Below are 22276 nucleotides of genomic sequence, written 5' to 3'. Positions count from 1 at the left end.
ACCCTAGCCCTCTCCCAGAGGTAGAGGGGACTGATTGGGGGATATTGACGAGATACACCGACTTGAACGATTTGCTTTGAATCCATAATCGATACGTTTTTCCAAGTCGATGTAGAGCACCAGACACCTCGGTCGGCCCCCTCTCCCTCTGGGAGAGGGCTGGGGTGAGGGTTTGGATCTAAAACAGGAAGAAAGTACTTCAGCCCAACACCACCAACCGATTCGGCAACTCATTCCTCACCTGCGTCACCGGCACATGCACCTTCAGCAATTCCCCACACGCCTCGATACACGTGACAAACCCTTCCAGCGTGCGCCCCTGCCTGACCTGCTCGGTAAACGCCGCGACAATCGCATCCCAGGATTTATTATCGAGCCGCTTGGAAATCCCCTCATCCACCAGAATCTCCACATACCGCTCCGCCTCGCAGACAAAAATCAGCATGCCGGTGCTGCCCACGGTGTGGTGCAGGTTCTGCTCGAGAAACTGCCGGCGCGCCAGGTTGGACGCGCGCCAATGCCGCACGCGACGCGGAATCAGATGGGTGGTGATTTTCGGCAGACGAAACAGCAGGCACAGCACGATAAACGCGCCCCACTGCACCAGCAGCAGGCTGCGCAGGGTCAGCCAGCCGGTCAGGTAGTGGACGATGCCCGGTACCATCAGCGCCAGCAGGCTGGCCCACAACAACGGGATGTACGCATAGTCGTCGGCGCGCGCCGCGAGCACCGTTACCAGTTCAGCGTCAGTGTCGCGCTCGACCCGGGCGATCGCCTCGGCGACCTTGCGTTGTTCGTGTTCAGTCAGTAATGCCATGTTGAAAAGTGCCTGCTCATTATTCTTCTGATATCACCAGCCGCCGGACGAACCACCGCCGCCGAAACTGCCCCCGCCGCCGCTGAAGCCTCCGCCTCCACCGCCGCCGCCAAAACCGCCGCCACCGCCGAAGCCGCCCCCTCCTCCGGAGCCGCCCCGGCCGGCAGGCAGGATACCGAGCATCTGGCAGACAAACACCGTCAGGATGAACAACATCACCAAAAACACGAACAATCCCGGGTGCCGCGAGATGAAATCATCGGACGGATCACCGCTGGATTCATACACCGTCGACGGCTCATCCAGCGGATTGCCACCGAGCACCACCAGCATCGCCGCAACGCCATCACTGATGCCTTTGCTGAAGTTGCCGGCCTTGAACGCCGGGGTGATGACTTGATGAATGATCACTGAAGTCTGCGCATCGGTGAGCCGGTCTTCCAGGCCATAACCGACTTCGATGCGCAGTTTGCGCTCATCACGGGCGACGATCAGCAGGGCGCCATTGTTCTTGTCCTTTTGCCCGATGGCCCAGTGGCGACCGAGTTGAACGCCGAAGTCCTCAATGGTCGTGCCTTGCAGATGCGGCAGCGTGACCACGACCAATTGCTCGCCGGTCGCCTGCTCGTGGGCCTGCAACTGCTGGCTCAGTTGCGCGCGCACTGATGGCTCGAGCATCTGCGCTTCGTCCACTACCCGCCCGCTCAGCGCCGGGAACGTCAACTCGGCCCGGGCGCTGACGGCGAACAGCCACAGCATCAGCACCAGGCCCATTTTCAACACACGCATGCATACCCCCAGCGTTCCCTTGTAGGAGCTGCCGAAGGCTGCGATCTTTTGATCTTGTTTTTTTACCAACCAACGTCAAAAGATCGCAGCCTTCGGCAGCTCCTACACAGGTGTGTTCTCAGAATTTGACCTGGGGTGCCTTATCGGCATCCGGCGTGGTGGCTTCAAAGGTTTCGCGGATCGGCAGATCGCTGTACATCACGCTGTGCCAGAGGCGACCGGGAAAGGTGCGGATCTCGGTGTTGTATTTCTGCACCGCCAGAATGAAATCGCGGCGCGCCACGGCGATGCGGTTTTCCGTGCCCTCAAGTTGCGATTGCAGGGCGAGGAAGTTCTGGTTGGCCTTCAGGTCCGGATACCGCTCGGACACCACCATCAAGCGACTCAATGCACCGGTCAGTTGATCCTGCGCCTGCTGGAACTGCTTGAGTTTTTCCGGATTGTCGAGGGTGCTGGCGTCGACCTGGATCGACGTGGCTTTCGCCCGCGCCTCGATCACTGCGGTCAGCGTTTCCTGCTCGTGAGCTGCATAACCTTTCACCGTTTCCACCAGATTGGGGATCAGGTCGGCGCGGCGCTGGTACTGGTTCTGCACCTGGCCCCACGCAGCTTTGGCCTGTTCGTCGAGGGTCGGGATATTGTTGATGCCGCACGCGGTCAACAGCGTGGCCAGCACCAGCAGTGTGGCGACCTGCAAACGCGAGCGATTGGTTGGGCTTACATTCATCGCAGTGATGCTCCTTGGCACATATCATTATAAAAACCGAGCGCGAAACATTCTCAGCGGGCTCTTGGGGCATAATCGGCCGCGTCGCTGGATTACGACGGGGCAATGGGCTAAAAAGTGCCCTGCGTGATCATGCGGCCAAGTGTCGGCTGCCGTTTTTGGCTCTGTTTCTTTGAGCCTGTACCCGAACAACAATAGTCGCTCCCTAAATTTTGGCTGGCCGGCGTTGCATTGCCGCTTGGGCCCTTGAGAAAACTATTCATGAAGAAGCTGTGTTTGCTGGGTCTGTTCGTCAGCCTGGCCAGTCATCAAGTATTGGCCGCTACGACCCCGGTACCCCTGGAAAACAAGGACGCGTTCATCAGCAACCTGATGAAGCAAATGACCCTCGACGAGAAGATCGGCCAGTTGCGCCTGATCAGCATCGGCCCGGAAATGCCCCGCGAGCTGATCCGCAAGGAAATCGCCGCCGGCAACATCGGCGGCACGTTCAACTCGATCACCCGCCCGGAAAACCGTCCGATGCAGGACGCTGCCATGCGCAGCCGCCTGAAGATTCCGATGTTTTTCGCGTACGACGTGATCCACGGTCACCGTACGATTTTCCCGATTCCGCTGGCCCTCGCCTCGAGCTGGGACATGGACGCCATCGGCCAGTCCGGACGCGTTGCCGCCAAGGAAGCCGCTGCCGACAGCCTCGACATCACCTTCGCGCCGATGGTCGACATCTCCCGCGACCCGCGCTGGGGCCGCAGCTCCGAGGGTTTCGGTGAAGACACCTACCTGACCTCGCGCATCGCCGGCGTCATGGTTCGCGCCTATCAGGGCGCCACCCCGAGCGCGGCTGACAGCATCATGGCCAGCGTCAAGCACTTCGCCCTGTACGGCGCGGTCGAGGGCGGTCGCGACTACAACACCGTCGACATGAGTCCGGTGAAGATGTACCAGGATTACCTGCCACCGTACCGCGCCGCGATTGATGCCGGCGCCGGCGGTGTGATGGTTGCGCTGAACTCGATCAACGGCATTCCGGCCACGGCCAACACCTGGCTGATGAACGATCTGCTGCGTCGCGACTGGGGTTTCAAGGGCCTGGCGGTCAGCGACCACGGTGCGATTTTCGAGCTGATCAAGCACGGCGTGGCTCGCGACGGTCGTGAAGCGGCGAAGCTGGCGATCAAGGCCGGCATCGACATGAGCATGAACGACACCCTGTACGGCAAAGAACTGCCGGGGCTGCTCAAGTCCGGTGAGATCGAGCAGAAAGACATCGACAACGCCGTGCGTGAAGTGCTCGCGGCCAAGTACGACATGGGCCTGTTCAAGGACCCGTACCTGCGTATCGGCAAGGCTGAAGATGATCCGGCCGACACCTACGCCGAGAGCCGTCTGCACCGCGCCGAGGCCCGTGAAGTGGCGCGCCGCAGCCTGGTGTTGCTGAAGAACCAGAACGAAACCCTGCCGTTGAAGAAAGATGCGAAAGTTGCACTGGTCGGCCCATTGGCCAAAGCACCGATCGACATGATGGGTAGCTGGGCGGCGGCGGGTAAACCGGCACAATCGGTGACGCTGTTCGATGGCATGAGTTCGGTGATCGGCAACAAGTCGAACCTGATCTACGCCCGTGGCGCCAACATCACCAGCGACAAGAAGGTGTTGGACTACCTGAACTTCCTCAACTTCGATGCGCCGGAAGTGGTCGACGATCCGCGCCCGGCCAACGTACTGATCGACGAAGCAGTGAAAGCTGCAAAAGACGCTGACGTGATCGTTGCAGCGGTAGGTGAATCCCGTGGCATGTCCCACGAATCCTCCAGCCGCACCGACCTGAACATCCCGGAAAGCCAGCGCGAGCTGATCCGTGCGCTGAAAGCCACCGGCAAACCGCTGGTATTGGTGTTGATGAACGGCCGCCCGCTGACCATTCTCGAAGAGAACCAGTCAGCTGACGCGATTCTGGAAACCTGGTTCAGCGGCACCGAGGGCGGCAACGCCATCGCCGACGTGCTGTTCGGCGACTACAACCCGTCGGGCAAACTGCCAGTGACCTTCCCGCGTTCCGTGGGCCAGATCCCGACTTACTACAACCACCTGAGCATTGGTCGGCCGTTCACGCCGGGCAAACCGGGCAACTACACCTCGCAGTATTTCGATGACACCACGGGCCCACTGTTCCCGTTCGGTTACGGGCTGAGCTACACCAACTTCGCCCTGAGCGACATGGCGCTGTCTTCGACCACGCTGAACGCCACCGGCAAGCTCGACGCCAGTGTCATGGTGAAAAACACCGGCAAGCGTGACGGCGAAACCGTGGTGCAGTTGTACATTCAGGACGTCACCGGCTCGATGATTCGCCCGGTGAAAGAGCTGAAGAACTTTCAGAAAATCATGCTCAAGGCCGGTGAACAGAAAGTCGTGCACTTCACCATCAGCGAGGATGACCTGAAGTTCTACAACGCCCAGCTCAAATACGCGGCAGAGCCTGGCAAATTCAACGTGCAGATCGGCCTGGATTCCCAGGACGTGACGCAGCAGAGCTTCGAGTTGCTGTAACGCCTAAAAGCAAAAGATCGCAGCCTTCGGCAGCTCCTACAGAGGAACCCATTCCCCTGTAGGAGCTGCCGAAGGCTGCGATCTTTTGATCTTGCTCTACCCGCGGCGGTCGAGGATGTTGACGACCACCCGATCCACCCAGCCCCACACCCGCTGCTTGACCCGCCGCCACAACGGCCGGCGCTGCCACTCCTCCAGGCTCACCTGCTGACTCAGCCCGAAGTCCTTCACAAAACTCGCCTGCACCGCTGCCGTCAACGACGGATCCAGCGCCTCCAGATTCGCCTCCAGATTGAAGCGCAGGTTCCAGTGATCGAAGTTGCACGAACCAATGCTCACCCAATCGTCCACCAGCACCATTTTCAAATGCAGAAAGCACGGTTGGTATTCGAAGATCTGCACCCCGGCCTTGAGCAGTCGCGGGTAGTAGCGATGCCCGGCGTAGCGCACCGACGGGTGATCGGTGCGCGGCCCGGTCAGCAGCAAGCGTACGTCGACACCGCGCGCCGCAGCCTTGCGCAGGGAGCGGCGGATTTTCCAGGTCGGCAGGAAGTACGGCGTGGCCATCCAGATGCGTTTTTGCCCGCTGTTCAGCGCGCGAAACAGCGATTGCAGAATGTCGCGGTGCTGGCGGGCATCGGCATACGCCACACGGCCCATGCCTTCGCCCTTGTCCGGTACGCGCGGTAATCGCGGCAAGCCAAAATGCGCGGCCGGGCGCCAGGCGCGGCGATAGCGGTTGGCAATCCACTGGCGGTCAAACAGCAATTGCCAGTCGATCACCAACGGGCCGCTGATCTCGACCATCACTTCGTGCCATTCGCTGGTGTCATGCCCCGGCGTCCAGAACTCGTCAGTGACTCCGGTGCCGCCAACCACCGCCAGACGCTGATCGATCAGCAGCAATTTGCGGTGATCGCGATAGAAGTTGCCGACCCAGCGCCGCCAGTTCAACCGATTGTAGAAACGCAGTTCAACCCCGGCGTGCGTCAGGCGCTGGCGCAGATTGAGCGTAAACGCCAGGCTGCCGTAATCATCGAACAGGCAACGCACACGCACACCGCGCTCGGCCGCCAGCACCAGCGCCTGGACGATGGTTTCGGCACAGGCGCCGGCCTCGACCAGGTACAGTTCGAGTTCGATCTGCTCCTGAGCGCCAGCAATCTGCTCGAGCATGCGCGGAAAGAATTGCGGGCCGTCGATCAACAGCTCGAACCGGTTGCCGTCCCGCCATGGGAACACCGCGCCGCGCATGTCAGCGCGCCGTGAAGATCAGCACCGCACCCACCGGCACCGACAGACTGATCGCAGACAGGTCGGCGAGTTTGCGCAGGCTTTCCAGCCCCGGCACGAGATCGAAATCTTCAGCGTTGATCACCAGCGGTTCTAGGGTGACCACCTGAAAACGTCGATCATCGAGACGCGTCGCCAGCAGCTCGGCGGCATATTCGTGCTGCTTGCCGTGCAGATTGACGGTCAGTGGCAGGCGCAATTCCAGCTGCGCGCCAGGGGCCAGATCGTTGATCGGGCGCAAATCAATCTGCGTGGTGATGGTCGCTTCGGGAAATTGCTCGATCTGGAACAGCTCCTTGCGCATGCGCTCATCGCGCAGCGGGATGCCGCTGTTGATCGAGTCCAGCTCGACTTCGACTTCGGCGCGACCGTTAGGGTCGACCTTGCCATGCAGCACCAGAAAGCGCTGCACTTCGGAAACGTGGGCGTTTTTCGTGCTGACGAACGACAGCCGCGACGACTCGCCGTCCAGATACCAATTGGCTTGCGCCGGCAGCGCGACGGCGGCGAGCAGCAGGCTGGACAGGGTTGCACAGAGGGAGCGGTTGAACATTGAACACTCGTGGGGCCGATAAACCTGCACGAACCTTAACCGCCCCCAAAGTTATTGCAACATCAAGATCAAAAGATCGCAGCCTGCGGCAGCTCCTACACGGGGAATACATTTCAAATGTGGGGGCGGGCTCGCACGGGGAAACGTACCGCCAGCCAATAGATATGCCTTCTGTCGAATCGTCACACCGCCGTTCTCACAGGGGAACAGTGCTTGATGTAGGAGCTGCCGCAGGCTGCGATCTTTCGGCTGTCAGGCCAATACCTGCTGCACATCGCCAATCGTCGCCGCCAGACTATTCAGATGCAGACTCAACACCCGCTCCACCGGCGCCTGATCCATCGGCCAGTGCAGCGCCATGCTGCCCACCAACTTGCCTTCAGCACGAATCGGCAACGCCACCGCGCGAATCAGAAACGGCAAACGCACCGGGTACTCCCAATAGCCTTCCGTGCGCTGGCCAAAACCCTGATGCAACGACTGCTCAGTCACACGAAACACGCCTTCATCACGCAACTGCTCCCGCTCGGCCAAGCGCTCGACCTCATCACTGGCCAACTCGCCGAGACACGCCCGGCCCATCGCCGAATGAAACAGGCTGGCGTGATGCCCGACGATCTGGCAGTTGTTCGGATAACGTTTGCGCAGCACCTGCGGGATCGCACTTTCCATCACTTCGACCCGCTCGCCATCGAAACACGACAGATCCGCGACCAGCCCGGTGCGCTCGCTCAGCTCCAGCAACATCGGCGCCGCGCTCTCCACCAGATGCCGCTTGAAACGCTGCTGACGATCGCCAAACAAACGCTTGGCACACAAGCGGTAACGGCGGTCACTGAGGCCGCGATAGATCCAGCCCTGCTCCTGCAAGGTCGCGAGCATCCGCGACACCGTGGCTTTCGGCAGACCCGTGAGGTAGTGCAATTCCTCCAGCCCCAACGCCTGATGCTCGCCGAGCAATTCGACGATGGCCAGCGCCCGTTCGACCGAGCGCACGCTGCCGGTATCTGCTTTGCTGCCCATGTGATCGATCTCCCTGCGTGCAGATGATGAACACTTTGTGCAGCAAAATACGGGCCGCTCAGGTTGATTGCAGGCATGTCGGCGGGCAGCGTTCGACCCAACGGGTCAGTTGTTCGTGGGCATAAGCCAGTTGCAGCACCGCCCGATCAGCCTGGGCCGGGCCGATGATTTGCAGGCCCATCGGCAGCCCCGCCGGGTTGAAACCGACCGGCACGCTGATGCTCGGCAACCCGGCCAGAGTCGGGCCGATGACCACCTCCATCCAGCGGTGATAAGTGTCCATGCTCTGCCCGCCGACGACGCGCGGCCACGGCTGCTGTGCATCAAAAGGGAACACTTGCGCGGTGGGCAACAGCAGGAAATCGTAACGCTGGAACAACTCGCTCAGGGCGCGATACCACTCGCTGCGGTCGACCGACGCCTGGTAGACATCGGCAGCGCTCAGGCGCAAACCGCCCTCGACTTCCCACTGCGCCTCTGGCTTGAGCAACGGGCGTTTACGCGGGTCGGCGTAGGCCGCGCCAAGGCTGCCCTGCACCAGGAAATGCCGATGAGTCAGCCAGGTCTGCCACAGCCGCGCCATGGCGAAGTCCGGCTGACAGGCTTCGACCTGACAGCCCAGCGCGCTGAAGTCCGCCAGCGCCGATTCGCACAGACTCAATACGCCATCGTCCATCGGCAGATAGCCGTTGTAGTCGCCGAGCCAGCCAATGCGCACATCGGTGAAATCCTGTTGCAGGCCTTCGGCAAAGTTGCCCGGAGCATCTTTCAGCGACAGTGGCACGCGCGGATCGTAGCCGGCCTGAATCGACAGCAACCGCGCAACGTCGGTGACCGTGCGGCCCATCGGCCCTTCGGTGGCCAGTTGCTGGACGAATACTTCCGGCATCGGCCCGTGCGGCACCCGGCCTTGCGACGGGCGAAAACCGAAGACGTTATTGAAGGCCGCCGGGTTGCGCAGCGAGCCCATCATGTCGCTGCCATCGGCCACCGGCAGCAAGCGCAAGGCCAACGCCACCGCAGCCCCGCCGCTGCTGCCACCGGCAATCAGGCTTGAATCATAGGCATTGGTGGTGGTGCCAAACACGCTGTTGTAGGTCTGCGAACCGAGGCCGAATTCCGGCACATTGGTTTTGCCGATGATGATCGCGCCGCAATCACGCACCCGCCCCACGCTGATCGCATCGTGTTGCGGCACCTGCTCGGCGAACAGTGGCGAGCCCATGGTCGTGCGCAGTCCGGCGGTGGCCGCGAGATCTTTGATTGCCTGCGGCATGCCGTGCATCCAGCCTTTCGACTGGCCGCGATCGAGTTGCCGGTCGCAGTCATCGGCTTCGCGCAGCAGGTCTTCTTCAGCGCGCAACGACACCAGCGCATTGACCTGTGGGTTGAAGCGTTCGATGTGCGCCAGATAGGCCTGCATCACTTCACGGCACGACACCTGGCGCGCATGAATCGCCCGCGACAACGCCTCGGCGTCGAGGGCAACAAGCGGATCAATCGCTAACGTTTTCACGGTTCGACTCCCAGATTGAGCGCTACGGATTTCTTCGTGCGCGGCGCCTCGTGCAGACAGTAAGTACCGAGCAAGGTCAGCAGGCAAGCGAACAACACATAGAAGGATGGCGCCACCGGGGTGTTCAACACCTTGCTCAGCCAGGTGACGATCAGCGGTGCGAAGCCGCCGAACACCATCACCGCCACGTTGTAGGCGACGGACACGCCGGTGGAGCGCACTTCAATCGGGAACTGCTCGGCCAGTGCCGTTGGCGCCGGGCCGAAGAACCCGCCAATCGCACTGCATAGCAGCAGTTGCATCACCAGCAAGCGCTCGATCGATGGCGCTGCCGCGACCCACACGTAAAGCGGATAGACCATCACGAAAAACGCCAGGGTGAACGCCATCAATACCGGACGACGACCGAGGCGATCCGACAGCGCGCCGGAGAACGGTATCACCACGGTCATCAGCGCCACCGCAAGCATCTGCACCAGCAGCACCTGATCCAGCGGCAAGCCGAGGTTGGTGTGGGCGAAGGTCGGCATGTTCACCAGCACCACGTAAAACGACACCGTCGCACCGCTGGCCAGGCCCATGGATACCAACAGGCTGCGACGGTGTTCGCGGATCACCTGCCACAGGCCGGGCGCGTCACCTTTGGCTTTCTTGCGCGCTTCGAGAAACTCTTCCGGTTCTTCCATGTGCTTGCGAATCCACAAGCCGACCGGGCCGATCAGCAGACCGATCACAAACGGAATCCGCCAGCCCCAGGTGTCCAGCGCCTCGGGCGAAAACACATGGGTGACCAGCGCCACCATCGCCGCGCCGGCAAACACCGCCAGGCATTGTCCGACCAGTTGCCACGAACCGTACAAGCCTTTGCGATGGGCTGGCGCGCTCTCCACCAGAAATGCCGTGGCGCTGGCGTATTCGCCGCCGGTGGCGAAGCCTTGCAGCATCCGCGCAACCACGATCAGCAGCGGCGCGCCCATGCCGATGGCGGCGTAGCTCGGCGCAAACGCGATCAGCGCGATGGACACGGTCATCAACCGAATGATCAGCTGCATCGCCGCTTTGCGCCCCTTGCGGTCGGAATACATGCCAAGCAGGATGCCGCCCACCGGGCGCATGAAGAAGCCCACGCCGAAGGTCGCCAGCGCCATCAGCAGCGAAGCGTAGCCATCTTCGGAGGGGAAGAACTGCCGGGCAATGATGCTCGCCAGAAAGCCGTAAACGATGAAGTCATACCATTCCAGCGCATTGCCGATAACCGCAGCGACCACTTGCCGGGTACGCGAAACACCAGTGCTCGAAACCTGCATGGAGAGTTCTCCATAAAGCTGTTGGGTGATCACCCGCGCGCTCGTGCGCGTGGGGTTCAGCGGCAGCAGAAAGTGAAGAAGTCAGGCCGGCTTGAGCCAGCTCTCGGTCAGCGCGCCCCAATAGGCGGCGCCAGTCAGCAGGATGTCGTCGTTAAAGTCGTAAGCGGGGTTGTGCACCATCGGCCGCGACACGCCGTTGCCGATGAACAGGTAAGCGCCGGGGCAGCGCTGGAGCATCCAGGCGAAGTCTTCGCTGCCCATCAGCTTGGGCGTGTTGCCGTCGACGGCATCGGCGCCGACCAGTTCAACGCCGACTTTGCGAGCGAACTCGGTTTCGGCAGCGTGGTTGACCAGCACCGGGTAGGCCGGGCGGTGTTCGATGGTTGAAGTGCAGCCGAAGCTTTGCGCCTGGGTTTCGATGATCGAGCGCACGCGGTCGAGCGTCTGTACCCGCACCTCGGCGTTCAAGGCGCGCAGGCTCAGGCGCAGGATCGCCTGCTGCGGAATGACGTTGGCCGCCTCCCCCGCTTGCAGCGCGCCGACGGTCACCACCGCCGCTTGCTGTGCATCGATATTGCGCGCGACCACGGTTTGCAACGCCATCACCACACTGGCGGCGGCGACCAACGGATCGACTGTCAGGTGCGGCATCGAGCCGTGGCCACCGACGCCTTCGATGACCACGTTGAGCAAATCCTGCGACGCCATCATCGGCCCGTCGCGAAAGCCCAGATGCCCGGCAGGCAGCCCCGGCATGTTGTGCATGCCAAACAATGCGTCGCACGGAAAACGTTCGAGCAATCCGTCGGCAAGCATGGCTTCGGCGCCGCCCTGACCTTCTTCCGCCGGTTGGAAAATCAGCGTGAGGGTGCCATCGAACTGACGGGTCGCCGCCAGATAACGCGCGGCGCCGAGGAGCATCGCGGTGTGCCCGTCATGGCCACAGGCGTGCATACAACCCTGGTGTTGACTGCTGTAGGCGACGCCGGTGTTTTCAATGATCGGCAAGGCATCCATGTCAGCACGCAGGCCCAGTTTGCGCGAGCTGCTGCCATGGCGCAGCACACCGACCACACCGGTTTTGCCGATGCCGGTGTGGACTTCATAGCCCCAGCTTTCGAGGGATTTGGCCACCAGTGCCGAGGTGCGGTTTTCTTCAAAACCGAGTTCGGGGTGGGCGTGGATGTCCTGGCGGGTGGCGTGCAGGTCGCTGGCCACATCGTTGAGCCAGGCCAGAATGTGCTGATGTCGGGGCATGACGGTTCTCCTCGCACGGGTGTTCCCGGTCTTTTTGTTCGGTTCGATTTCACGACACATACAAGGCAGGTCGTGCTCACCGCCAGATAACCGCGAGATGCGCGCGAGGACAATCGAATGTGGTTCCACGGTGTGGAACCACAGATTTTCGGGTCGTCATCGAATTTTGTGGGCCCACACAAAAAACTGTGGGAGCTGGCTTGCCAGCGATAGCGTCGGCACAGGCGATATTTTTTGACTGACACACCGCCATCGCTGGCAAGCCAGCTCCCACAGGGTTCTTTATTCACAGGGGGATGGTTACGCCCCTTAGATCAGGGATTGAGGCGACAGCCCTGGCGTTCACTTTGCCACTGGGCGCTGCTGCTGCGGCCCATGCCGCTGACGGTGATGGTTTTGCTGTTGGGCTCATCGGTGAATTGGCTGGTCGGCAGCCACTGTTTCACATAGCCACGGCAGTACTCGGCATCGTTGTTCATCACGTATCGACAGGAACAATATTCCTTGGCGGTGTACGCGCTGATGATGTCCGGAAAAGCCCAGAGATTTTCGCGCTCGTAGCCGACCCAGCCGAGCAGCAGGACCAGCAGCACCAGCAAGAAGCGCTTCATGGCTGCACCGCCTTCAGCACACGCTTGAGCAATTCGTTATGACGGTAGCTGCCGTCGCGATCATCGGCGTAACGCACGACCACCAGTTTCTCGCTGGGAATCACGTACAGCGCCTGGCCCCAGTGGCCAAGGGCAGCAAAGGTGTCGGGCGGCGCGTCAGGCCACGGAGAGCCGGCGCCATCGGCCGGGCGATTGAGCCACCATTGGCCGCCGGGCACCGCTTCGTCCTGGTGGGCCTTATAGCCATTGAAGGGTTTCAGGTTGAAAGCCACCCAGTCCTTGGGCAGCAACGGCTTGTCATCCCAGCGCCCGTCACGAGCCATCAGCAATCCGACCCGCGCCAGATCTCTCGCGGTGAGATAGGCGTAAGAGGAAGCGACAAAAGTGCCGGTAGCATCGCGCTCCCACACCGCGTGGTGGATGCCCAGCGGTTCGAACAACGCCGTCCACGGATAATCCGCATAACGCTGCGGGCCGACGATGTTTTTCAACGCAGCGGCGAGCAGATTGCTGTCGCCACTGGAATAGCGGAAAGCCTGACCCGGCTCAGCGTAAGTAGGGTGATCAGCAGTAAAAACGGCCATGTCGCCATGGCCTCGGGTGTAGAGCATCGCCACCACCGAGGACTTCAGCGGCGCGTATTCATAGTCTTCTTGCCAGTCGATGCCGGAGGCCCAGTGCAGCAGGTCAGCGATTTTTATCGTCGGATGTTTAGCCAGTGGCGGGTAGAACGTTGCGGCGGGATCTTCGAGTCTGAACAGACCTTCGCCGTACGCCACACCGAGCACGGTGGCCATCAGGCTTTTGCTGATCGACCAGGTCAGGTGCGGAGTGTGTTCGGTGGTTGGGCCGGCGTAGCGTTCGTAGATGATCTGGCCGTCGCGGATGATCAGCAGTGCGTCGGTGCGGATGCCTTTGCGGGTTGCATCGTCGCGGGGTGGGAAGGCGTAATTTTCCAGTGCCTCTGGATCGGTGACCTTCGGGCCGGTTGGCCATTCTTCACCCGGCCATTGTTCGGCGTGAACGGTGAAGCTGATCAGCAGCAGAAACAGCGACAGGCCTTTGCACATGGGGAGGGCTCTTGGAGAGAACCTGCTGAGGTTAGTCGGGACTCATGACAAATTTGAGATTTTGCTTTTCCATGAATTCGCTATCGCTGGCAAGCCAGCTCCCACAGGGTTCTTGAGTGGATACAAATTTTTTGAACACCTGTGAAACCTGTGGGAGCTGGCTTGCCAGCGATGGGGCCAGTCAGGACACCACCAGTGCCTTGGCCAACCGCTTGGCCCGAGCACCTGCGGCCAACTGCATCACCCCCCGATCCCGCTGCCACATCTGCGCCCATTCTGTCGGTCCGTCAGCCAACGCCTGACTCACCTCACCCTGCAATGCCTCAAACTGCGCAAACAACCCACCCAGCAACACATGCCCGGCCGGATTGTTCGGCGGTTGCCGACTCGCCTCGGCGCACCCGGCCAACAGCGCCAGCAAACGTAATTGCAGCGCTTGCGGCCAGTCGCTGTCCTGCCCGACGCCATACAACCACGCGGTCATCGCGCTCAGTACATAGACATCCTCCAGGGTGCGAAACGGTTTGACGTAAGCATCCCAGCCATCCCCCGCCAACAATTCGCACAACGCGCCATCCAGCTGCAAGCGGCCATGACTGATGTCCGGCATCAACGGCAGCGCCGGCAGTTTTTCCACGGTCACGCCGGGTTCGCCGGGATACACCACGGCCAGACTCAGGCGCGGCGTTTCACCGGGTTCTTCACTGCGCGCAGCGATCAACAGCCAGTCCGCCGCATCACCGGCGGTGACGAAGTCCTTGCGTCCACTCAAGCGCAAATCGCTCAGCCGCGTCTGCATGTCCGCCGGGCGCAAACTGCGCTGTTCGGTCGCACACAATGCACCGAGGCTCAGCGGCGCACTCGGCCACAACATGCGCAATGCCGCCTGATAACCGACCAGAAACGCCAGCCCCGGCGTCGCCATCCGCCGCCCGCCCGCGACCGCCAATTCGAACGGCGTGACGTTGCCCAGTTGCTGCAACAACGTCGCAAAACCCTCGGCCAGGTCAGCAACGGCGGGCAATCGGTCACGGCTGTGCAGCAGATCTGGCCAGGGCATAAGAGGCTCCTTGTGGGCTGTCATATAAGCATCACCGAACGTTCATGGCGATGACACCGGGGCTACATAGCCTGACTTTGCACAACACGGCTGCATAAAGAAAGTCGATCGGCTGCAACCCACGACGGGTTAAAGGCCCGTACGGAGATTCACATGACTCAGATCGCCCGCATCAGCGACACCGGCAATGAACGCCGCCTGCAAGCCGAACGCCTGATCGGCGCCGAGGCTCTGCAGCAAGCCCAGGCCTTGCGTTTCAACGTCTTCAGCGGCGAGTTCAACGCCAAACTGAAAGGCGCGGAACTGGGTCTGGACATGGATGATTATGATGTTCACTGCAGCCACATCGGCGTGCGTGATCTGAACACCGGCCGTTTGGTCGCGACCACACGCTTGCTCGATCACACCGCCGCCAGCAGCCTCGGCAAGTTCTACAGCGAAGAAGAATTCAGCTTGCATGGTCTGGCGCATCTGCAAGGCCCGATCCTCGAAATCGGCCGCACCTGCGTCGACCCGGCGTACCGCAACGGCGGCACCATCGCGGTGTTGTGGGGCGAATTGGCCGAAGTATTGAATCAGGGCGGTTACAGCTACTTGATGGGTTGCGCGAGCATTCCGATGCAGGACGGCGGCATCCAGGCCCACGCGATCATGCAGCGCCTGCGCGAACGTTATCTGTGCACCGAAAACCTGCGCGCCGAGCCGAAAAATCCGCTGCCAACCTTGGATATTCCATCGAACGTGATCGCGGAAATGCCGCCGCTGCTCAAGGCTTACATGCGTCTGGGCGCGAAGATCTGCGGTGAGCCGTGCTGGGACGAAGACTTCCAGGTCGCCGACGTTTTCATCCTGCTCAAACGCGACGAACTCTGCCCGCGCTACGCCAAGCACTTCAAGGCGGCTGTGTGATGAGCCGGTTGCGGGTGTACGCGCGGATCGCGCGGGTGCTGTTGGTGGTGGCGCTGGGTTTGACCATGGCCAGCGTCTTCGGCGTGTTTGAGCGGATTGGCCTGGCGCATTCGATGGAACGGCGTCAGCGCTGGTCGCGCTTCTTTATGGCGCGTTTGAGCAACGCCCTGCCCTTTCGGGTGACGGTGCACGGCGAGCTGCCGAAACAGCCGATGCTGTGGGTCAGCAATCATGTGTCGTGGACCGACATTCCGCTGCTCGGCATGCTCACGCCGCTGTCGTTTCTGTCCAAGGCCGAAGTGCGCACTTGGCCGGTGGCTGGTTGGCTGGCGGCGAAGGCCGGCAGCCTGTTCATTCGTCGCGGTTCGGGCGACAGCCAGTTGATCCGCAAGCAGATGACCCGTCACCTGCAAACCGAGCACGCCTTGCTGATGTTCCCGGAAGGCACCACCACCGATGGCCGCTCGCTGCGCACCTTTCATGGTCGCTTGCTGGCGGCGGCGATTGATTCCGAGGTGATGCTGCAACCGGTGGCGATCCGTTATCTGCGCGATGGCGAAATCGATGCGCTGGCGCCGTTTATTGGTGACGATGACCTGCTCTCGCACCTGATGCGCCTGTTCAGCAATGATTGCGGCGATGTTGAAGTGCACCTGCTCAAGCCGATTGCCTGTCAGGGGCGTGAGCGTGCGGCGTTGGCGTTCGAGGCGCAGCAGGCGGTGCAGAAGGCGTTGTTTGGTGAGGTCGCGAAACCGGCTGAACCGCGTCGCGCCGGCGAATTGATTGCCGCTTGAAAAGCAAAAGATCGCAGCCTTCGGCAGCTCCTACATTGATCCCTGTAGGAGCTGCCGAAGGCTGCGATTTTTTGATCTTGCTTAATCCCGCAACCCAGCAAAATCATGGAGAACTGCCTGAAACACAAATCCCCTGTAGGAGTGAGCCTGCTCGCGATAGCGGTGTGTCAGTCAATACTAATGTCGACTGACACACCGCTATCGCGAGCAGGCTCACTCCTACATTAGGTTTTCTGTGTCTGAGGGTTTTGTGCGAAGTCCTGGAGTTGCGGGTAGAACAGGCGGAAGTCTTCACTCAACGGCTCATACAACCGCCGCAATTCCTGCATCGCCCCCGCCAGTTCCTCCGGCCGGCTCAACCGCCGCGAGATCCCGCGCAACACCTGCTCCAGCACTTCAAATTCCTGATACGAACCCAGCCAGTCATTGGCAACCATGTGCGGGGCAATCTTCGCCAATCGCTCGGGCAGTTGCCGTTCGCGGGTCAGCACCCGATACACATCAGCGGTAAAAACCTCCAGCGGCTGCTCGGCATACAGCCTCCAGTCTCGCGCCAGGCAATGATCGAAAAACACATCGAGGACGATCCCGGCATAACGCCGGCGCGTGTCGGAAAACCGCCCCAGGGCGATATCCACCAGCGGATGGCGGTCAGTGAACACGTCAATCCGTCGATGCAATTGAATGGCCGCTTCCACCTCCGGCGCAAACTGCCCTTGCAGCCGACCTTTGACGAAATCGCCATACAGACTGCCAAGCAGTTGCCCGGGGCGCTGGCCACCGAGGTGTAAATGTGCGAGATAGTTCATGGGCGCAGCTTAGCACTGCGACCCACAAGCCATACACCCACGTATCGTTATAACGCGATATACCAATTTATGCTGATATCAGATCAAAATCATATTGGTGTATCGCGATCTAACGATTTATATTTCGCCACATCGCGATATAGCGTTGTACACATTGTGAGCACCCTGCCATGAACCTCGACCTCGACGAAATAATAAAAGCCCTGGCGCACCCAGTACGGCGAGACATCCTCAACTGGCTGAAAGACCCGAAGAACGAATTTCCGGAACAGTTGCACAACCACGAGTACGGCATTTGCGCCGGGCAGATCGATCAACGCTGTGGCCTGTCGCAGTCGACCGTTTCGGCACACCTCGCAACGTTGCAGCGCGCCGGTCTGATCAGCAGCCAGAAGGCCGGTCAATGGCACTTTTTCAAACGAAACGAGGACGTGATCCAGGCGTTCCTCAGCACCCTCAGTAAAGAGCTCTGACCCTTAACGTCAGCCAGCCGACAAGGAAACCTGCATGCCCCTCTCGCTACTCATCCTCGCCTTGAGCGCCTTCGCCATCGGCACCACCGAATTCGTCATCATGGGCCTGCTGCCCAATGTGGCGGCCGACCTCGGTGTGTCGATTCCCGGCGCCGGTTGGCTGGTGACCGGATACGCCCTCGGCGTGGCCATCGGTGCGCCGTTCATGGCCATGGCCACCGCCAAACTGCCGCGTAAAGCGGCGCTGGTCGCGTTGATGGGCATCTTTATTGTCGGCAACCTGCTCTGCGCCATTGCCAGTGACTACAACGTGCTGATGTTCGCCCGAGTGATCACCGCGCTGTGTCACGGTGCGTTCTTCGGTATCGGTTCGGTAGTGGCGGCCAATCTGGTTCCGGCGAATAAACGCGCTTCGGCAGTGGCCTTGATGTTCACCGGCCTGACCCTGGCCAACGTCCTCGGTGTGCCGCTGGGCACCGCGCTGGGTCAGCAATACGGCTGGCGCTCGACCTTCTGGGCCGTCACCGTCATCGGCGTGATCGCACTGATCGGCCTGATCCGCTTCCTGCCGGCCAAGCGTGACGAAGAAAAACTCGACATGCGCGCCGAACTCGCCGCCCTCAAAGGTGCCGGGATCTGGTTGTCGCTGAGCATGACCGCGCTGTTCGCCGCGTCCGTCTTCACCCTGTTCACCTACGTTGCCCCGCTGCTCGGCGAAGTCACCGGTGTGTCACCGCGTGGCGTGACCTGGACGCTGATGCTGATCGGCCTGGGCCTGACCGTCGGCAACATTATCGGCGGCAAACTCGCCGACAAAGGCATGGCCGCCACGCTGATAGGCGTATTCATCGCCATGGCCGTGGTCTCCACCGTGCTGACCTGGACCAGCGTCGCGCTGATCCCCACCGAAATCACCCTGTTCCTCTGGGCCACCGCGTGTTTCGCCGCCGTGCCGGCGCTGCAAGTCAACGTGGTGACCTTCGGCAAAGCCGCACCGAACCTGGTGTCGACCCTGAACATCGGCGCCTTCAACGTCGGTAACGCGCTCGGCGCCTGGGTCGGCGGCAGCGTCATCGCCCACGGCTACGGCCTGACCAGCGTACCCCTCGCAGCCGCCGCACTGGCCGTGCTCGCCCTGCTGGTGACGCTGATTACTTTCCGTCAGAACGGCAATGCCGATCTGGCCCCGGCAACTAACTGATTAACTTTTACTTAAGAGGGTTGTAGACATGGCAACTATTTTTGATCCGATCAAACTGGGTGACATCGAGCTGGCCAACCGCATCATCATGGCGCCGCTGACCCGCTGCCGCGCTGACGAAGGTCGCGTGCCGAACGCGCTGATGGCTGAATACTATGTGCAGCGTGCTTCCGCTGGCCTGATCCTCAGCGAAGCCACGTCGGTGACGCCGATGGGCGTTGGCTACCCGGACACCCCGGGTATCTGGTCCAACGATCAAGTGCGCGGCTGGGCCAACGTGACCAAAGCCATTCACGGCGCTGGCGGCAAGATCTTCCTGCAACTGTGGCACGTCGGCCGGGTTTCCCACCCGTCGTACCTCAACGGTGAAGCACCCGTCGCTCCAAGCGCGATCCAGCCGAAAGGTCACGTCAGCCTGGTGCGTCCGCTGGCCGACTATCCAACCCCACGCGCTCTGGAAACCGCTGAAATCGCCGACATCGTCGACGCCTACCGCACCGGTGCCGAAAACGCCAAAGCCGCCGGTTTCGACGGCGTGGAAATCCACGGCGCCAACGGTTACCTGCTCGACCAGTTCCTGCAAAGCAGCACCAACCAGCGCACTGACAACTACGGCGGCTCGCTGGAAAACCGTGCGCGTCTGCTGCTGGAAGTGACTGATGCGGCGATCGAAGTCTGGGGCGCTGGTCGCGTTGGCGTGCACCTGGCACCGCGCGCCGATTCCCACGACATGGGCGATGACAACCTGGCGGAAACCTTCACCTACGTTGCACGTGAACTGGGCAAGCGTGGCATCGCGTTCATCTGCTCCCGCGAGAAAGAAGGCGCCGACAGCCTTGGCCCGCAATTGAAAGAAGCTTTCGGCGGTCCGTACATCGCCAACGAGCGCTTCACCAAGGACAGCGCCAACGAATGGCTGGCCAGTGGCAAGGCTGACGCTGTGGCGTTTGGTGTGCCGTTTATTGCCAACCCGGATCTGCCGGCTCGTTTGAAGGCGGATGCGCCGTTGAATGATGCGCGTCCGGAAACCTTCTACGGCAAAGGCCCGGTCGGTTACATCGACTATCCAGCGCTGTAAGACATACCGCAGAAACGCGAAAGCCCCCGACTTGTAAGAGTCGGGGGCTTTTTTGTGTTCGCCGGGAGAGCTATTGCGCGGCTGAGTACGTAGCCCCTCACCCCAGCCCTCTCCCGAGGGAGAGGGAGCCGATTTGTGTAGTTTTCAAATTCGGAGTTCGACTGGATATTTCAGGTCGGCGTATCTCGAAAGAACACCTCGGTCAGTCCCCTCTCCCTCTGGGAGAGGCTAGGGTGAGGGCAAGCGGCCAACACTTGTTCACACAGACGACACAAATTCCCTACAAAATGCGTAGCTCGCTACGTTTAAACTCCCCGCCGCAAGCCTGTATAACGGCAGGCCAATTGACATAAGCTGTGCCAATTACGCATTTTGTTTCATTTGCGCAGGCTGGGGCTCAGGCGCAGCATATCCAACCCTGTATCGACCCAACGCTCGGCCTCGGCATGCAGCTCAAAGCTGTCCGGCGCCAGAAGCCATCCATACAGCAGGCCATCGATGTAAGCGTGAATGCTGATGGCCGCGCGGGCAGTGTCGAGATCTTCCGGCAACTGGCCGCGATTCACCGCATTACGCAGGGTCAGCCCGATGCGCTCATTGCACTCGAGACTGGCCACCCGGCGCTGCTGGCGCAAATCGCACATTTCATCGGTGAACTCGCACTTATGAAACAGAATTTCGTTGATACGCCGGGTTTTCGGGTCCAGCGCAACTTGATGAAACAAATGAATCAGCAATTTGCGCATGCAGCCCAGCGGGTCGAGTTCGTCTTCGCTCTCGCTGGCCTTGGCCAATTCATCCAGTGGCTCATGCAGGCTGTCGAGCATCGCCTGGACCAGGTCCGCCTTGTTGCTGAAATGCCAGTAGATGGCACCGCGCGTAACACCGGCCATTGTCGCGATGTCGGCCAGCGTTGTACGAGCGACCCCCCTTTCATAAAAGGCTTTCTCCGCCGCTTCCAGAATCTGGCTACGGGTTTCTTGAGCTTCCTCTTTGGTACGACGGACCATGACAGTAAAACCTCAAACAGGATGTTTCAGGGATGGCTGAATATCCGCTGAATAAAGAGGGGGCGATCTCTCACGGATCAGCTCCCCGGCCTACAATTTCAAACCTTGCGACGAGTTTTGTAACAGGGTGGATACGACGCCAAGGTATTTACAAACAACCATGAACGTAAGTATATTCCTTAGCAAGCTACTTATCCACCCGGTATCCTTTTTTTACCTTTACACACTTCTTGTGCGCTTTTTGCGCGCCTGACCCGAGGATTTTCATGCAATTCAAGCCAGCTGTTACCGCTCTGGTCACTGCCGTCGCCCTGGCATCGCTGCTCAGCGGATGTAAAAAGGAAGAAGCGGCACCGGCCGCTCCTCCGCCTCAGGTCGGCGTCGTCACCCTGCAACCACAAGCGTTTACCCTCACCTCCGAGCTGCCGGGCCGCACCAGTGCGTTCCGCATCGCTGAAGTTCGACCGCAGGTCAACGGCATCATTCTCAAGCGTCTGTTCAAGGAAGGCGGCGATGTCAAAGCCGGCCAACAGCTGTATCAGATCGATCCGTCGGTCTATGAAGCGACCCTGAAAAGCGCCGAAGCCAACCTGCGTTCGACCAAGTCGATCTCCGACCGCTACAAGCAACTGGTCGACGAGCAGGCCGTGAGCCGTCAGGAATACGACACCGCCGTGGCCAACCGCATGGAATCGGAAGCGTCGTTGCAGACCGCGCAGATCAACGTGCGTTACACCAAGGTTTACGCGCCGATCTCCGGCCGCATCGGTCGTTCTTCGGTCACCGAAGGTGCACTGGTCAGCAACGGCCAGACCGACGCGATGGCGACGATCCAGCAACTGGACCCGATCTACGTCGACGTCACCCAGTCTTCGGTGGAGCTGCTGGAACTGCGCCGTGAGCTGGAAAGCGGCCGCCTGCAAAAATCCGGGGAAAACTCGGCAGCGGTCAAGCTGACCCTGGAAGACGGCAGCCAGTACAAGCTCGACGGTAAGCTGGAATTCTCCGAAGTCACGGTCGACCCGACTACCGGTTCCGTGACCTTGCGCGCAGTGTTCCCGAACCCCGATCACACCCTGCTGCCAGGCATGTTCGTCCGCGCCCAGTTGCAGGCCGGTGTCAACGCCGCCGCCATTCTGGCACCGCAACAAGGCGTGACCCGCGACCTCAAAGGCACCCCGACCGCATTGGTCGTCGGCGCCGACAACAAGGTCGAACTGCGTCAGCTCAAGGCCAGCCGTACCGTCGGTAGCCAGTGGCTGATCGAAGACGGCTTGAAAGCGGGCGATCGTCTGATCACCGAAGGGCTGCAATACGTGCGCCCGGGTGTTCAGGTCAACCCGTCCGAAGCCACCAATGTCGGCAACAAGAACCCGGCCCCCGCTCAGGCAGCTGACAAAGCCGCCGGCGGCAAAGGGGAGTAATT

The 22276-nt window shown here is 60.8% G+C and carries 21 protein-coding genes; 7 read left to right on the top strand and 14 right to left on the bottom strand.

Annotation, left to right across the window (positions count from 1 at the left end):
- Positions 1–199: 199 nt before the first annotated feature.
- The 3 genes from M5G26_RS02560 to M5G26_RS02550 form a co-directional block, all read right to left on the bottom strand.
- A complete protein-coding gene (locus M5G26_RS02560) occupies positions 200–817 on the bottom strand; it encodes a TPM domain-containing protein (protein ID WP_102902728.1) in 618 nt (205 codons plus the stop codon).
- 33 nt (positions 818–850) lie between these two features.
- On the bottom strand, positions 851–1606 hold the full coding sequence (locus M5G26_RS02555; protein WP_273914362.1) for a TPM domain-containing protein: 756 nt from the start codon (positions 1604–1606) through the stop codon (positions 851–853).
- A 118-nt stretch (positions 1607–1724) separates the two neighbouring features.
- Complete coding sequence (locus M5G26_RS02550) at positions 1725–2333, bottom strand: LemA family protein (RefSeq protein ID WP_064393025.1); 609 nt, start codon at positions 2331–2333, stop codon at positions 1725–1727.
- Between the two features lie 261 nt (positions 2334–2594).
- Here M5G26_RS02550 and bglX point away from each other — a divergent pair, with 261 nt between their 5' ends.
- Positions 2595–4886 carry a beta-glucosidase BglX gene (bglX, locus tag M5G26_RS02545; protein WP_273914361.1) on the top strand — a complete coding sequence of 764 codons (2292 nt, stop codon included), beginning with the start codon at positions 2595–2597 and terminating at the stop codon, positions 4884–4886.
- A 96-nt stretch (positions 4887–4982) separates the two neighbouring features.
- On the opposite strand, the gene M5G26_RS02540 is transcribed toward bglX, so the two are convergent.
- The 9 genes from M5G26_RS02540 to M5G26_RS02500 all read right to left on the bottom strand — a co-directional run bounded on the left by M5G26_RS02540 (position 4983) and on the right by M5G26_RS02500 (position 14576).
- Positions 4983–6140 (bottom strand): phospholipase D-like domain-containing protein, encoded by a 1158-nt coding sequence (locus M5G26_RS02540; protein WP_273914360.1) that lies wholly within the window; start codon positions 6138–6140, stop codon positions 4983–4985.
- A gap of 1 nt (position 6141) precedes the next feature.
- Positions 6142–6732, bottom strand: a complete 591-nt coding sequence (locus tag M5G26_RS02535; RefSeq protein ID WP_273914359.1) for a YceI family protein — start codon at positions 6730–6732, stop codon at positions 6142–6144.
- 252 nt (positions 6733–6984) lie between these two features.
- Entirely contained in the window at positions 6985–7755 is a 771-nt protein-coding gene (locus tag M5G26_RS02530; RefSeq protein WP_150692062.1) for an IclR family transcriptional regulator, read from the bottom strand.
- Positions 7756–7813: 58 nt separating this feature from the next.
- Positions 7814–9271 carry an amidase gene (locus M5G26_RS02525; protein WP_273914358.1) on the bottom strand — a complete coding sequence of 486 codons (1458 nt, stop codon included), beginning with the start codon at positions 9269–9271 and terminating at the stop codon, positions 7814–7816.
- Positions 9268–10578 carry a citrate-proton symporter gene (locus tag M5G26_RS02520; protein WP_273914357.1) on the bottom strand — a complete coding sequence of 437 codons (1311 nt, stop codon included), beginning with the start codon at positions 10576–10578 and terminating at the stop codon, positions 9268–9270. Before M5G26_RS02520 ends, M5G26_RS02525 begins: the two co-directional genes overlap by 4 nt.
- Positions 10579–10659: 81 nt before the next feature.
- Positions 10660–11835, bottom strand: a complete 1176-nt coding sequence (locus M5G26_RS02515; RefSeq protein WP_273914356.1) for a M20 aminoacylase family protein — start codon at positions 11833–11835, stop codon at positions 10660–10662.
- 314 nt (positions 11836–12149) lie between these two features.
- Positions 12150–12446, bottom strand: a complete 297-nt coding sequence (locus M5G26_RS02510; protein WP_273914355.1) for an amidase — start codon at positions 12444–12446, stop codon at positions 12150–12152.
- Positions 12443–13516, bottom strand: a complete 1074-nt coding sequence (locus M5G26_RS02505) for a serine hydrolase domain-containing protein (RefSeq protein WP_273914354.1) — start codon at positions 13514–13516, stop codon at positions 12443–12445. Before M5G26_RS02505 ends, M5G26_RS02510 begins: the two co-directional genes overlap by 4 nt.
- 181 nt (positions 13517–13697) lie before the next feature.
- Positions 13698–14576 carry an acyl-CoA dehydrogenase family protein gene (locus M5G26_RS02500; protein WP_273914353.1) on the bottom strand — a complete coding sequence of 293 codons (879 nt, stop codon included), beginning with the start codon at positions 14574–14576 and terminating at the stop codon, positions 13698–13700.
- 153 nt (positions 14577–14729) lie between these two features.
- On the opposite strand from M5G26_RS02500, the gene olsB reads away from it, so the two are divergent.
- A complete protein-coding gene (gene olsB / locus M5G26_RS02495) occupies positions 14730–15485 on the top strand; it encodes an L-ornithine N(alpha)-acyltransferase (RefSeq protein WP_016982801.1) in 756 nt (251 codons plus the stop codon).
- Entirely contained in the window at positions 15485–16279 is a 795-nt protein-coding gene (locus tag M5G26_RS02490) for a lysophospholipid acyltransferase family protein (RefSeq protein WP_273914352.1), read from the top strand. Before olsB ends, M5G26_RS02490 begins: the two co-directional genes overlap by 1 nt.
- Before the next feature lie 224 nt (positions 16280–16503).
- Here M5G26_RS02490 and M5G26_RS02485 read toward each other — a convergent pair whose 3' ends face one another.
- Positions 16504–17088 carry an acyl carrier protein phosphodiesterase gene (locus M5G26_RS02485; RefSeq protein WP_134178069.1) on the bottom strand — a complete coding sequence of 195 codons (585 nt, stop codon included), beginning with the start codon at positions 17086–17088 and terminating at the stop codon, positions 16504–16506.
- 170 nt (positions 17089–17258) lie between these two features.
- Between M5G26_RS02485 and M5G26_RS02480 the strand changes: the two genes are divergently transcribed.
- The 3 genes from M5G26_RS02480 to M5G26_RS02470 are packed head-to-tail and all read left to right on the top strand — an operon-like array spanning position 17259 to position 19840.
- On the top strand, positions 17259–17561 hold the full coding sequence (locus M5G26_RS02480) for an ArsR/SmtB family transcription factor (RefSeq protein WP_007917068.1): 303 nt from the start codon (positions 17259–17261) through the stop codon (positions 17559–17561).
- 34 nt (positions 17562–17595) lie between these two features.
- Entirely contained in the window at positions 17596–18762 is a 1167-nt protein-coding gene (locus M5G26_RS02475; RefSeq protein ID WP_007917078.1) for an MFS transporter, read from the top strand.
- Positions 18763–18790: 28 nt separating this feature from the next.
- Positions 18791–19840 (top strand): alkene reductase, encoded by a 1050-nt coding sequence (locus tag M5G26_RS02470; protein WP_273914351.1) that lies wholly within the window; start codon positions 18791–18793, stop codon positions 19838–19840.
- 377 nt (positions 19841–20217) lie between these two features.
- On the opposite strand, the gene emhR is transcribed toward M5G26_RS02470, so the two are convergent.
- Positions 20218–20850 (bottom strand): efflux system transcriptional repressor EmhR, encoded by a 633-nt coding sequence (emhR, locus tag M5G26_RS02465; protein WP_038358223.1) that lies wholly within the window; start codon positions 20848–20850, stop codon positions 20218–20220.
- Positions 20851–21116: 266 nt separating this feature from the next.
- Here emhR and emhA point away from each other — a divergent pair, with 266 nt between their 5' ends.
- On the top strand, positions 21117–22274 hold the full coding sequence (emhA, locus tag M5G26_RS02460) for an efflux RND transporter periplasmic adaptor subunit EmhA (RefSeq protein WP_122600734.1): 1158 nt from the start codon (positions 21117–21119) through the stop codon (positions 22272–22274).
- The last annotated feature ends 2 nt before the right edge of the window (positions 22275–22276 follow it).

Origin of the sequence: Pseudomonas sp. TNT2022 ID642, assembly GCF_028656995.1 — a bacterium.
Classification (GTDB): domain Bacteria; phylum Pseudomonadota; class Gammaproteobacteria; order Pseudomonadales; family Pseudomonadaceae; genus Aquipseudomonas.
Note: the sequence above shows the minus strand (reverse complement) of the source record. Positions and strands in the feature narration are given on the sequence as shown.